At 62.6% G+C, this 13427-nt stretch carries 12 protein-coding genes; 5 read left to right on the plus strand and 7 right to left on the minus strand.

The genetic code is table 11. The features are described from left to right. Positions 1–46: 46 nt before the first annotated feature. From ACWF6P_RS01455 to ACWF6P_RS01465, 3 genes are read right to left on the minus strand one after another with little or no spacing between them, the layout of a single operon-like run. A complete protein-coding gene (locus tag ACWF6P_RS01455; protein WP_003944127.1) occupies positions 47–961 on the minus strand; it encodes a DUF5926 family protein in 915 nt (304 codons plus the stop codon). 11 nt (positions 962–972) lie between these two features. Continuing rightward, the gene (locus tag ACWF6P_RS01460) at positions 973–1737 is read right to left on the minus strand and encodes a glycerophosphodiester phosphodiesterase (protein ID WP_003944175.1); all 765 of its coding nucleotides are present in this window, start codon (positions 1735–1737) and stop codon (positions 973–975) included. Further along, positions 1734–2711 (minus strand): DUF4328 domain-containing protein, encoded by a 978-nt coding sequence (locus tag ACWF6P_RS01465; RefSeq protein ID WP_378633537.1) that lies wholly within the window; start codon positions 2709–2711, stop codon positions 1734–1736. The genes ACWF6P_RS01460 and ACWF6P_RS01465 overlap by 4 nt, the downstream gene beginning before the upstream one ends. Positions 2712–3143: 432 nt before the next feature. Between ACWF6P_RS01465 and ACWF6P_RS01470 the strand changes: the two genes are divergently transcribed. Together ACWF6P_RS01470 and ACWF6P_RS01475 are read left to right on the plus strand one after the other, a co-directional pair. Next, complete coding sequence (locus tag ACWF6P_RS01470) at positions 3144–4925, plus strand: hypothetical protein (protein ID WP_452619701.1); 1782 nt, start codon at positions 3144–3146, stop codon at positions 4923–4925. Between the two features lie 16 nt (positions 4926–4941). Next, positions 4942–5871, plus strand: a complete 930-nt coding sequence (locus tag ACWF6P_RS01475) for an LLM class F420-dependent oxidoreductase (protein WP_452619702.1) — start codon at positions 4942–4944, stop codon at positions 5869–5871. Between the two features lie 14 nt (positions 5872–5885). Here ACWF6P_RS01475 and ACWF6P_RS01480 read toward each other — a convergent pair whose 3' ends face one another. The 3 genes from ACWF6P_RS01480 to ACWF6P_RS01490 all read right to left on the minus strand — a co-directional run bounded on the left by ACWF6P_RS01480 (position 5886) and on the right by ACWF6P_RS01490 (position 8425). After that, the gene (locus tag ACWF6P_RS01480) at positions 5886–6482 is read right to left on the minus strand and encodes an Rv1733c family protein (RefSeq protein WP_452619703.1); all 597 of its coding nucleotides are present in this window, start codon (positions 6480–6482) and stop codon (positions 5886–5888) included. Positions 6483–6594: 112 nt separating this feature from the next. Beyond that, the gene (msrA, locus tag ACWF6P_RS01485) at positions 6595–7308 is read right to left on the minus strand and encodes a peptide-methionine (S)-S-oxide reductase MsrA (protein ID WP_452619704.1); all 714 of its coding nucleotides are present in this window, start codon (positions 7306–7308) and stop codon (positions 6595–6597) included. Next, positions 7247–8425 (minus strand): acyltransferase family protein, encoded by a 1179-nt coding sequence (locus ACWF6P_RS01490; protein WP_378445506.1) that lies wholly within the window; start codon positions 8423–8425, stop codon positions 7247–7249. Before ACWF6P_RS01490 ends, msrA begins: the two co-directional genes overlap by 62 nt. Positions 8426–8685: 260 nt before the next feature. Here ACWF6P_RS01490 and ACWF6P_RS01495 point away from each other — a divergent pair, with 260 nt between their 5' ends. Beyond that, positions 8686–9309, plus strand: a complete 624-nt coding sequence (locus ACWF6P_RS01495) for a superoxide dismutase (RefSeq protein ID WP_003944189.1) — start codon at positions 8686–8688, stop codon at positions 9307–9309. Here ACWF6P_RS01495 and ACWF6P_RS01500 read toward each other — a convergent pair. After that, a complete protein-coding gene (locus ACWF6P_RS01500) occupies positions 9306–10658 on the minus strand; it encodes a hypothetical protein (protein WP_452619705.1) in 1353 nt (450 codons plus the stop codon). The genes ACWF6P_RS01495 and ACWF6P_RS01500 overlap by 4 nt on opposite strands. Positions 10659–10837: 179 nt before the next feature. Between ACWF6P_RS01500 and ACWF6P_RS01505 the strand changes: the two genes are divergently transcribed. Next, entirely contained in the window at positions 10838–12301 is a 1464-nt protein-coding gene (locus tag ACWF6P_RS01505) for a serine hydrolase domain-containing protein (protein WP_452619706.1), read from the plus strand. A gap of 66 nt (positions 12302–12367) precedes the next feature. Next, positions 12368–13426: a poly(ethylene terephthalate) hydrolase family protein gene (locus tag ACWF6P_RS01510; RefSeq protein WP_452619707.1), complete on the plus strand. Its 1059-nt coding sequence runs from the start codon at positions 12368–12370 to the stop codon at positions 13424–13426. Position 13427: the final 1 nt, after the last annotated feature.

Raw genomic sequence — 13427 nt, forward strand, 5'->3', positions numbered from 1 at the left:
ACATTAACCGTAACTTTGCGTAACGCCTATAGCTCCGGCGAAAAAATCAGCGCAGCGTGACCTGACGACCACGAAGTCCGTCGCGCGAGCGAAGCTCGGCCGAGGTGAGCGGAGCATCGACGGCCAGAGCCTCGGCAAGACGCTCACCGAGCTCGACGGTTGCCGCTACCCACTCGTTTGCATGCTTTTCGCGGTCGAGGTCGAAGACGGGAACCAACAGGCCGTGGGTGCGGAACGAGCCTGCGTAGCGCGAGCCCTCACCCAGGTGCAGTCCACCGGTCGCGTGCACGCGCGCCAGCGCGAGCATCAGGTCGTCTTCGCTCTCGGGACGAACCCAACGCAGGTGCGCCTTCTCGCCGGCGTCTACCCACCACGCGGCAACGAGGCCGTCGCCTTCGAGGCGTGCAGAGGGCATGATTGCCGAGTTGGCGTGCTGCACGGTGGCGGCAACCTCGGGATCAGTTTCGACGCCTTCCGGAATCCACCAGTTGAAGTTCTGGTGCACGGTGATGTCGAGCAGCGCCGACGGATCGACGACAGCGGTGACCGCGGGGGTCTCGGAATCGGGGTTCGCGGCAGAAAGCGCGTCGCCGGGGGCCGCGTCCTTGATCCAGTTCACCGAAGCGGCGAGGTCTGCGCCGAGGTCGGCCGAGTGCGCCTGAACCTGGACACCGACAAATCCGGTGGCCGTCTCGCCCTCGTCGCGGACGAGTGCGGCAACAGCGCCGGGGAGGACCGTCGCCAACGTGACGGGACGGTCGGAGCCGATGACCGGCAACGGAGCCGTGGCGGACGGAACGAATTCACGCAGCGCGACCAGATCGCACTCGGCGGCAAGGCCCTCGAACGGGCGGCTGACTACGCCGGCAGCGGCTTCACGCTCTGCTTGGCGTGCCGCCAGCTTCTCTGCGCGTGCGCTGCCCTGCTTCGGTCCACTGTTTCTTTTGCTCTTCTTGGCCACGAGGGCAAAATCTACACGCTGCCCAGCCATTGCTTCGTGCGCCCGGGATGGTTGGTGGCAACCCAACTGACCCCGAGCTCACGACACAGGTCCACATCCGCCTTGTCGTCGACGGTCCAGCAGTACGTCGCGCGACCCGCAGCGGCGGCCCGATCGACCAGATCGGGATGTTCGCGCAGCGCCTTGATCGACGGCCCGATCGCCGTAGCGCCCACAGCCGTCGACGCACCGCCGCCGAGGTACCGCGACGCGTCACCGAGCAGGACCGTCGGCAGCAGCGGTGCCGAACGACGCACTCGCCACACCGCACTCGCCGAGAAAGACATGACCACTGCGCGCGAGTGATCGGCCGACGGCGGCGACGCGATCCCGAAGCGGTGCAGTTCCGCCAGGAGTTTGGCTTCGACCAATCCGCCGAAGCGCACGGGGTGCTTGGTCTCGATGAACAGCTTCACGGGGCGCGCAAAATCCAGAGCGAGGGTGATGAGGTCGGAGAGAGTCAGCAGTTCGGCCGGTTCGCTCGTCGACCCGTAGTCCAGAGCGTTCAGCGAATCGAGAGTCATCTCGCTGACGATCCCCGTGCCACTGGAGGTGCGGTCGACCTTGCGGTCGTGAACGCAGACCAGGTGTCCGTCGCGGGTGAGCCGGACGTCGCATTCGAGCCCGTCCGCACCCTCCTCGAGAGCTAGTTCGTAGGCGGCGAGGGTGTGCTCCGGCCGCGCAGCCGACGCACCTCGGTGCGCAACGACGAGTGGACCTCGGCGATCTGGGCTCACAGGGCAGCGGTCTCTTTCTGTTCCAACACCGTCTTCTCTTCCGACACCGTCTGCTCCTCCAGCACCGAGCGTGGCACCGGTACCCACCGGGTTTCCAATTCGGGCTCGCCACGCCAACTCTTGCGCTCGATCCGTCGGATCACGATGAGCGTCAACGCGGCGGTGACGGCAGCGATCAGCGCTATGAATGCGTTCAGCAGAACCCCGTCGGCCATTGCCTGAATCCCTGGGCGTGATCGCCAGTACGCGTTGACCACCAGCAGCAGAGCGCTGAATCCCCAGAAGCCCCACCAGATCTTGACCAGCAGGGTTCCGCGCGGATCGCGGCGAACCAGCTCGAGGAGATAGACGGCCGGCATCACGAGGTTGAGGATCGGCACAGCGCAGCCGACGACCACTTCCGAGGCGGTACGCGGATCGGATTCCCGGGTGCGTGCGAAGTGTTCACGACGCCGACGAAGCAGCCAGCACACGGCGGCGACGGCAGCGAGGGCGGAGACCAGCAGTCCACCCAACTGAGTGAAGTAGACGGCAGCGTCGGAGACCGTGAGCAACGTCTGCGGGATCAGCGTGGTGCGGTTGCGGACCAGGATCGCGTATCTGCCCAGTTCGGCGAACACCGCCAGTCCGTAGAGGATCGTCGCGAGCGTCAGCAACGGCCCGACTCGATCGGCCATCCGGTCCGCACGCGATGGCGGTACCGGTGAGGTGTCGACGACGTCCTGGAGTCCCCACTGCGGGACCGCGTCGTATCGCGGGGTGGAGAAGCTACGACGCACTGGTGCGTCCCCCACACCTCGTGGGTCGGACGGTGAGCGCGCGATCCAGCGGAAGCCTCGGCGGTTGGGCGGTTGGTAGATCTCGGTGCGGGTGGGGATGAGGAGAACGCCGCTGCAGCGCGGGCACCACTGCGTCGGGCCACCGACGACAGGCCAGCGTGCGGCGCACCGGGCGCAGACCTGAACGACACTCACAACTTCGATTCTGTCACGCCGTATCGGTAACGGCAGCAAATGGATTCACTCCCGATTTGTGATCGAACCTCCACCGCCTTCACCTGCATTGTTCGAATAATGTGACCTCCACCACTTAAAAACTCGAGTTATCCACAGTTTCCACAGGTTCATCCACAGTTCTGGATGAATGAATCGGGCTTTATCCACAGGTCACGGGCAAGACCCTGAGAATTCGCTGACAGGTGTTAGCGAACGATGCACAGGCTCGAGGATGAATTTGACACCGCAGGTCAGTGAACTTTTGGGCGTCGGCGTCATTTATCCCGGCAAAGTTCACAATCCATTCAGAAATTGCTCCCAAAAGGACAGAAAAGACCGTTATCCCCTTTTTCCGTGGAAGGCCGGTTTTTGACACACCTGGAAGCATGACCGTCGATGACTTCTCCGTCGATGACTTCTCCACAGCCCGAGCGAATTCTGACGTTCACCCCGAAACGGGTCACGCAGCTCGCGTTCGTGTTGATCGGATGTCAGCTCGTCATTCGCGCCTGGGTGGCCGCGAGCAACTACTTCTACTGGGACGACCTCATCCTGATGGGCCGGGGCGCACGCTTCCCGCTGTTCTCGAGCGAACTCCTGCTCTACGACCACGACGGTCACTTCATGCCCGCGGCCTTCTTCTTCACCGGGTTGATCGCACGCATCGCACCGTACAACTGGGCGCTGTCGGCGACACTTCTCGTCATCGGTCAGGCCGCCGCGTCGTTGGCGCTTCTGCGCACTCTTCGGTTGGTCCTCGGCTGGCGACCGGCGCTGTTGATTCCGCTGATCCTGTATCTGTTCGTCCCGCTGACACTTCCGGCATTCTCGTGGTGGGCGGCCGCACTCAATGCCTTGCCGCTACAGATCGCACTTGCCTGGGCGTGCGGGGATGCGATCAAGCTGTACCGCACCGGGCATGTGCGCTACGTGTTCTCGGGCACCGCAGTTTTTGTCGTCTCCCTACTGTTCTTCGAGAAAGCAGTGCTCGTTCCGTTCGTGGCACTCGCTTTTCTGGTGCTGTACTTGCGCACGCAAGGCGAAGGAACGCCGATCCGGAGTGCGATCACGAAGTGCCGACTCCTGTGGACGGCCTGCGCCGCTGTCCTCGCGATCTGGATACCGGTGTACCTGACCACCGTCGAATCTCCGGTCACCGGCTACGGCCGTTCCATGTCCACCGAACTGCTGCATCACGGCACGTCCTTGGGGATGCTTCCCACTCTTCTCGGCGGTCCCTGGCACTGGGAGCGGTGGATCCCCAGCCCCGCGTGGGCCGATCCGCCGACGGTATTGGTGGTCGCGGCCTGGGTCGCATTACTGACGACGCTCGTGGTGACAGTGCGTGCCAGACGCGGCGCCGCCTGGATCTGGGCCGCCGCGGCACTGTACTTCCTGGCCTCCGTCGTGGCGATGACTGCGACCCGATCCGACGCCGACACCACCTACGAATTGGCGCAGACCTTGCGCTACTACACGGATTCGGCGACGGTGTTCGCCCTCGCCGCCGCCCTGATTCTCGCCTCACCTCGGCGACGTCCGGCCCGCATGCCCGTCGCAGTCGCCGCCGGACTGTCAGTGCTCTTCGTTGTCAGTTCGCTCGTCTCGACTGTCACGTTCGTCGACATCTGGCGCGAGAACCCGACTCGCGACTACCTCGCCAACGCACGAATGTCGTTGTCCCAGAATCAGGACGCTCCGCTGCTCGAGCAACCCGTCGCGATCGCGGTACTTCTTCCCGTCGCCTTTCCGAACAATTTGGCAAGCAACGTTCTCGCCCCGTTGTCTGATCGACCCGAATTCTCTTCCAGCACTCCGATTCTGCGCACGATCGACGACAGCGGAAAGATTGTCGATGCCGAAGTGACCTGGACGAGAAGGATTCCCGAAGGAACGGCGCCGAACTGCGGCACCCGCTCCGAAGGCCCGATCGAACTCCCACTCGACGGCCCCCTTGCCGGCTGGGAATGGACGGTTCAGCTCAACTACCTCGCGAGCACCGACGGAACGATCGATGTTGCGTTGGAGTCCGGCGACGCCGTATCAGTACCCGTGACGCAAGGTTTGCACTCAGCGTTCGTACGCCTGGTCGGCCACGGAAACAGTGTGAAAATCACGCCGACAACGCCGGGACTGACCCTGTGTTTCGGCGGTGGACAAGTCGGTGCCGTCGTCCCGACCTCCGCAAAATAGTGGCAGAGTAGAAGTCATGGAGCTGCGTATATTCACCGAACCCCAGCAGGGCGCTACCTACGAACAACTACTGACTGTTGCCCAGACCGCCGAAAAACTCGGCTACGGCGCATTTTTCCGATCAGATCACTATCTCGCCATGAATACCGACGGCCTTCCCGGACCTACCGACGCGTGGATCACGCTCGCCGGTATCGCCCGCGAAACGTCCACCATCCGCCTCGGCACTCTGGTGACGTCGGCTACGTTCCGTCACGTCGGCCCGCTGGCCATCTCGGTCGCGCAGGTCGATCAGATGAGTGGTGGCCGCGTGGACCTCGGCATCGGTGCCGGTTGGTACGAGGAAGAGCACCAGGCGTACGGGATCCCGTTCCCCGCGCTCAAGGATCGCTTCGAACTGCTCGAGGAAACTCTCGACGTGGTGACCGGTCTGTGGCGTACGCCGGTCGGCGACACGTTCGACTACGACGGTAAGCACGTGCAGATCAAGAACTCTCCCGCGCTTCCCAAGCCGCACCAGGTCGACGGTCCGCCGATCCTGATCGGCGGCACGGGCAAGAAGAAGACTCCGGCGCTCGCCGCTCGGTTCGCGAACGAGTTCAACATCCCGTTCAAGTCCCTCGAAGAAACGAAGGACATCTTTGCGCGCGTTCGTCAGGCTTGCGTCGACATCGAGCGGGATCCGAACGAATTGGTGTACTCCAACGCTCTCGTCCTTTGCTGTGGCCGCGACGAGGCAGAGGTCAAGAAGCGCGCCGAGGCCATCGGGCGAGACGTGGACGAATTGCGTGAGAACGGTCTGGCCGGAACACCTTCGGAGCTGGTCGACAAGATCGGCACTTTCGCCGAGGCCGGTTCACAGCGCGTGTATCTGCAGACTCTCGATCTCGCCGATCTGGATCATCTCGAACTCGTCGCAAGCGAGGTCATGCCCCAACTGCAGTGAGATACGGCCGGGATCTACAGCGCGTTCGCGTCGAGGAATGCGCGTAGGTCCCGGTCCCACTGGGCCGAGCGCGAACGGTCGAGAAACACCCGCACCAGCATGAACGCGATGACCAGCAAGGACATCACGCTGAACCAGGTGAAAACCCCGGTCACCACGGCTGCGACGTCGGCAGCGCTCTGAGTGATCGGGGCTACGGACTTGTCACCTTGATCGTTGACGTAGATGTCGACCTCGGTACCGGCAGGCGTCGCTGAGTCGACAGTGATGTCGCTCGTGTGAACCTCACCGTTCCAGTTCCACTGTGCGCTGGCCATTTCCGTCGTCGGCGCAATGTAATCGGCGTTGGAGACGGTGGTTTGCTTCGAATCCGCCGTTGTCGTCGCCGAAAGGCTGTGCAGTTCCGAGGATTGTTTGGCGATCAGTGCGTTCTGGCTCGAAGCCGTCGCGGCACCGGCCCACACTGCGAGTGGCAGCAGCAGAATTGCGAAAATGATCAGACCGAAGGACATGAACCCTTCGATCCGATCACTGCGGCGAACCATCGGATCGTGGCCTACGTGAATGGTGCGTCGAAGCAGCGACGCAGTTCCTCGCGTACTACCTGACATTGTGAACTCAGTTCTCTCGACGACACACTGTTACTTCGAGATTCCCTTTGTTTCGATCTAGTTGCAAGTGTTAACGAGCTGAATCACATGTGTCCTCCAACACCTGTTCCAGTTATTCGCTCGGCGGAAGGATATCCGTCTGCGCCGGAACCTGATCCTGACGGAGTAATCCCACCGGGCAACTGACGCCCGTGGCATGCACCGGGCAGTAACCGCCGGGATTCTTCGCCAAATACTGCTGGTGGTAATCCTCCGCGTAGAAGAAGTCGCGCAGCGGACCGATTTCGGTGGTGATCGCCCCGTATCCCGCTTCGGCAAGCCTTTCGCCGAAAGCGACGGCCGACGCGTGAGCGATTTCTTCCTGCTCCGCGGACGTCGTGAAGATCGCCGAACGGTACTGCGAGCCCTGGTCGTTGCCCTGACGCATCCCCTGCGTCGGATCGTGGTTCTCCCAGAAGTGCGCCAGGATCTGCTCGTAGGAGATCACTGCGGGGTCGAAGACCACCAGCACTACTTCGGTGTGCCCCGTGCGGCCGGAGCACGTCTCTTCGTATGTCGGATTGGGAGTGAAGCCGCCCGCATAACCCGCAGCGGTCGTGTACACACCGGGAAGCTGCCAGAACTCCTTCTCGGCGCCCCAGAAACAACCCATACCTACGACGACGGTCTGCATTTCGGCCGGAAACGGCGGCGTCAACGGATGTCCGTTGACGTAGTGCGCGGTAGGTACCGGCATTTTCTGCTCTCGCCCGGGGAGGGCGTCCTCAGGCGCGATCAGCGTGGATTTTGCGGACGCTCGTCCCAGAATGTCGTCGTACCAGCTCATGCTTCGATGCTACGCGCGAGCGGCTGTTTCGCCACGCCGTGACCGCGCGAGCACCTGGCAGCTCCACCCAGCGGTAGCCGATTTCTGCTACCGCAGCCGTGACCAGAAGGAACAGTGCGAAGGCCAGCGTCGGTCCCACGTACATCACGGTGTTCTCGACGACGCGGTACAGGATCAGGGTGTGCACGAGATAGATGACGTAACTGCGCGTCGAGAGCCACTTCACGACCGACCAGCGCGTCGGGACGCCGTCGTAGCGGCCGATGAGGACAACCGCTGCGGCGACCACCGAGATGGTCCACAGGTAGTGCTCGCCGGCCCAGTACACGCGGAACTGGGTCGCCACGATGATGACGTGCATCTGCATGAGGACGGCCGCGATCAGCCAGCGGCCGGGAGCGAGCTTCGCCCACGCGAGGTACATGATCTGGCCGAGGAAGACGGCCGGCAGCGTCGCGGCGATCTTGGACAGCATCGGCACGGTGTACGGCAGCGGCGCGTAGACGTTGTAGAGCAGAACCAGTGAGCACAGCGCACCACCGGCGAGCGGCATGACGATCGGTCGCAGCCGCAGTATCGGACGAGCGGCGACGCACGCGAGATAGAAGAGGAATTGGACGGTGAGCGTCCAGGTCACTCCGAGAACTGCCACCTCGGGCTTGAGAAAGAATCCGCCGAGAAAGAAGCTCATCAACGCTTCGGTATCGGAAATACCTTCCTGACCGCTGAACATTCCGTTGATTCCGAGGCGGACCAGAAGAATGGCAATCGCGGTTGCCACCCAGAATGCGGGCAGCAGTCGACTGAATCGGTTGGTCAAGAACTTTCCGGGGCCGTCGCGAATCGCGGACCGCGTCACCAATGCGCCGGTAAGCATCATGAATACTGCGACGCCGACAAAAGAGAGGTGCTGGTTGAGTTCGGCCGGCTCGATCAAAACGCCGTAGACGACGTCGATCACCCACCAACCCGAGCCGAGATCGTCGATGACGTAAAAAGAGATGTGGGAGTAGATCACGGCGGCAACCGCCAGGGCTCGCAGCAGGTCAGCGCCCGGAAGATTCACCCGAGGCGCGGCCGCCTCTGGTGATTCCGGGAGGAAAACTGGTGCGGGCATCGCGCAAGTTTAAGGTTCCGTTCACCTTTACGACGAATTTGCGCATATTAGCTTACCCTTAGATCACGGTAAGTTCGGTTGCCCAAACTTTATTCTTTGGTGATTACTACCTGAGCCGGACTGTTGCGGACGGTGTACGAATGTTATTGGGTGGAAACCCGAAGAATGATTTGCACATACGCGAGTGACGTCACGCCGTGACCGGTGATCGACGCACTCTAAAGCACCAGGGCTCACCAGCCCGCAAAGAAGGGACCCTCGTGTCTGTTTACACGCTGCCGGAACTCCCCTACGACTACGCAGCCCTCGAGCCGCACATCTCGGGCAAGATCATGGAGCTGCATCACGACAAGCACCACGCGGCTTACGTTGCCGGTGCCAACGCTGCACTCGAGAAGCTGGCCGAGGCTCGTGAGAACGACACCATCGCAGCGCAGGCCAACCTGCTCGAGAAGAACCTGGCGTTCCACCTCGGTGGCCACACCAACCACACCGTTTTCTGGAACAACCTCAGCGCTGACGGTGGCGACAAGCCCGAAGGCGAACTCGCCGCAGCGATCGACGACAACTTCGGTTCGTTCGATCTCTTCCGCGCTCACTTCTCCGCGAACGCCAACGCCATCCAGGGCTCCGGCTGGTCCATCCTCGCGTGGGACTCGATCGGACAGCGTCTGATCATCGTCCAGCTCTACGATCAGCAGGGCAACATCTCCATCGGCCTCACGCCGCTGCTGCTCCTCGACATGTGGGAGCACGCCTTCTACCTCGACTACCAGAACGTCAAGGGCGACTACGTCAAGGCATTCTGGAACATCGTCAACTGGAACGACGTCTCGGCTCGCTTCGACCGTGCACGTACCCAGACCGCAGGTCTGATCGTCTAGTCACGCTCTTCTCGCGAACGGCGGCGCCTCACCAGGGGCGCCGCCGTTCGTGTCAGCAGAGCACCACCGAGCAAGACCGTCGTCGCTCCGAAGACCAATGCCAGTGTGCGAGTTCCGGAGTCACCACTGCTCGCGGTGGTCTGATTGACGGCCACCGGATCCGACAGCACCGAGGTCAGCTGAACCTGCTGCGGAGTGGTCATCGCGGGAATGCCGGATTTTGCGCCGTCGAGGCCCGTGACCAATGACTTGGCGATCCCTTGCAGCGTCGTGAATCCCTGGGTGATCTGGTCGGTCACGTCACCGAGCATCTGCGGCGCCTGATCGGCTATGGGGATGAGTCCGTCGTTCAATTGTCCGGCAGCACTGCTCAGTTGATCGCTCGCCCCTTGCAGCTGCCCGACGGCGGTGCGGACCAGATCACCGAGCTCCGTATCGGGTCCGACCGAACCACCCAACAGCGCCGGAACGGTGCCCAATTGCGCATTCAGCGCACCGAGATCCGAACTCACACCGGCCAGTTGCGCTGTCACGTCAGGCGGGATCGGAAGGCCGTTCAACGCGGTCTGCAACGTGTCGATTCGTGTCTTCAATTCCGCGGTCGAGGACGACGCCTCCCCCAGCGTCAAGCCCAGCGAATCAGCGCGCGTAGCCAACTCTTCCGCCGATCCCGATGCCTGATCGACAACACCGGATACCTGTTCCGCCACGCTCATCAACTCCAACGCCCCGGACCGTGCGGTCTCGAGATACGGCAGCAGTGTGCCGGCGCCCGCCTTCACCTGATCGATGGACATTCCGGCCTCGTTGGTTCCGGCGACCAGAATCTGTGCGGTGGTGAGGTTTTGATCGATCGAGCGTCTGGCGGCTGACGTCTGAGCCAGCAGACCCTTGATTCCGTCGGCGCCGACCTGCGCGGAGACCGCCCGAGTCAGTTCGGTCGACCTCTCCGGATCCGAGCCCTTCACCGCCAGCTCGACACTCGCCTGGCGGGGGTCCGTGCCGAACATCGACGCAACCGATTCACTGAAGTCTTCCGGCACCGTCAACGTCGCGAAGTAGTTGCCGCCGGGGTTGTCGACCACCTGGAAGTCGAAGTCTTCATTCTTGCCCAGAGTGTCCACCAGCGTGTCACCCGCTCGAAGTTCCTTGCCGTCGAGAGTGGTTCCGGCGTCTGCGTTCACGATCGCGACGGTGCGCGAATTGTCAGCACCACCGCCCGCGAAAATCACGAAGCCGATCCCCGCGACCGCAGCGGCGACTATCGCCGCTACACCACTCACCGCCAGCCGCCGACCGAGGCGTGACGGCTGGCGGTGGGTGTTCTCGGTGGTGTTCTCGGCGCTCATGGGCGAGACGATAAAGCAACAACTTGTAGAAACACTGAGAGTCGCGGAAGCCTGCAACCCTTCGTCCCCATCAGACTGCCTGTTGCCTGAGTCACACCTGTGAGCTAGTTTGAAAGTGAGACGAGGATGTCTAACACGAAAATGTCTAACACGGAGGACTAGTGAAGAGTGGGCGTTCTGTGACCTTCATCGGGAAAGCATCAACAGTCGGCTCGGGCGACATGCTCCTCAAACGCGTAGCGGGATACCGGAGTACGGCAATTGTTGCCACCTGCGCCGCACTGGTGATGGCCACCTTCGCCGCCGCGCCTGCCGGCGCCGCCCCCACTGCGGACCAGCCCGCCGTCTGCGCGGAGCCTGCGCCTGGCCAACTCGCCGCCCGCGAGGATCCGGAGGACCTGGGAATTGACGCGGCCGCCTTGGCGGAAGCGCTGGACTTCGGGCAGACGAAGGGCGCCGCCACCACCCAGGTTTATCGGCACGGTTGCCTCGCCGGCGACCGCACCGGAACGGGAAACCTTCCGATACCGTTGGCCAGCACCACAAAGGGCGTCGCCTCGGTAGCGGTCGGCCGTGCAATCACCATGGGGCTCTTCACACTCGACGACCCGCTCCGAAAGTTCTTCCCGCAGGCCGACGACGCCCACGGTGCCCTCACAGTCCGTCAGATCCTCACCCAGACGACAGGCCTGCATTTCAGCTGGCCGGCCGAGGGTGCAGGCATCGGCACCGATCAGATCCTCCAAACACTCAGCACACCAATTGATTTCCCGGCAGGAACGAAGTTCCAGTACGCACAGAACACGCTGGCCCTTCTGCCGAAGATCATCGAGATCACCGCACGATCGGATTTCCAGGACTTTGTGCAACGTGAGGTGTTCGGCCCGGTGGGAATCAGCCGCGACAGCTGGGTGTGGTTGCGCGATCGCAGCGGTAATACCGTGGTCAGCGGCGGATTGGCGATGCGCGCGGACGACCTGGCTCGACTCGGACGACTGATGTTGCAGAACGGAAGTTGGAACGGGCGCGAGATCGTCGACCCCGACTATGTCCGCGACGCCGCCCAGCCGACGGACGCCAACGGCGGCTACGGATTCCTGTTGTGGACCAATGTCGGTGATACTCACTGGCCTTCGTTCTCCGGTCGCTCGGTTCGCCGCATCGACCATCCGATTCTGCCGGGTTCCCCCCGCGACACGTATGCGTTCTCCGGGGCGCTCGGACAGCTCATTGTGGTGGTGCCCAGTCGCGACATGGTCATCGTCCGTCAAGGAATCCCTGTCAGCATCGATCCGAACAACCTGGGTGCCAACCTCGTTGGCACCGGAAACCCTGACAACCAGGAGCTGATCCGCAAGATCACGGCCAGTGTGCGAGATCTGCCGCCGGCACCGGTCGATGATCCGTACCGCTACAACGATTCGACCGGCCCACTGTTCCGAGAGCCGGCGGACGTCCTGTTCTGGTCGGACCCGGCCAACGTGCTGGCCATCCTGCTCGGCACCGGAGATTACGCCGACACCGGCTGCAATCTCCTGTGGTGCAACGGGAAGCCTCTACCGGTGGATCTGTCCGACACGGTCGTAGATGCCAGCGCCCAGATCGCGGCCGCAGTCGCAGCCAGCTCCCGCGGACCACGTTAAGAGCAGTTGAAAGCAGTTGAAAGCAGTTGAGAGAGAACGATGCCGACACAATTGGGGAGACGCTCGATGCGTAAATTGATCTTGGGAGTGGCGCTCGGTTTGACTCTGACACTTTCCGGTGCCGGAATTGCCTCCGGCGAGCCGAATGACGTTCCGGGACAGCAACCTGTACCAGGGCCTGGACCCGTTCTCGGAGCGGTGTTCCCGGCGACCGTCCAAGGCGCGATACACCAGAAATTTGCCGTCGCCGGAGCCCACGATGTGACCGTCTCGCAACAACTGACACAGTGCAACGACCTCTACGGAGGTTTGCAAAAGCTGCTCTCGCCACTGGCGGGAATGAAGGATCCGGAGCAGTTGCGATGCACCAACGCATTCCCACACGGTCCCGATTCACCAATCGGTGTCCTGTACTACTACCCCACGGATCTACAAGAAATGGCAGCGGCGCCTGCGTTGGTATGGGTACCGGGCATCGACGGCGACGCCGGCCAGTACGACGACGCGGCGCGACTGTGGGCAAGCCGCGGATTCATCGTGGCGATACCGTACAACTTTATCAATTCCACCACCACTGAACACTTGTGGGGGACGCAAGCACTGATCCAGGAGGAAGGCCGCCCCGGTTCACCTCTGCACGGGAAGGTCGATCTGTCCCGCGTGATCCTGGGTGGCCATTCCGGAGGCGCAGGTTCCCTCATCTACGCGGCGTCGTACCTCCCGCCGGTTCAACAACTGCTCGACCCGCGCCTGCGCATCGTCGGCGCGCTGAGCGTCGCTACCGGAATCCAGGCCCCCATCGGAGCCGCCATCACGGTGCCCACTCTGACGATCACAGGGACCCGCGATTGGGTCACGGCGCCATTCCTGTGGCCGTACTGGGCCTACGCCACCATGTTCCAGGCGCCCGCCTACAGCGCCCCCATGGTGAACGGCACCCACTTGAGCATCAACGACGATCTGCCGAACAATCCAGCCGCCAGTTTGTCCATGGCATGGTTCGAGCACCTCGTCGGCGGAAACCCGGAAGCGGACGCCGTGTTCGTCGGTCCACAGTGGGGTCTGGCGAGCGATCAAGCCTTCGTCGACGTCAAACGCAACGCCCCGGCCGATCGGCTGAATTAGC

Source organism: Rhodococcus sp. NPDC055024, from assembly GCF_053608585.1.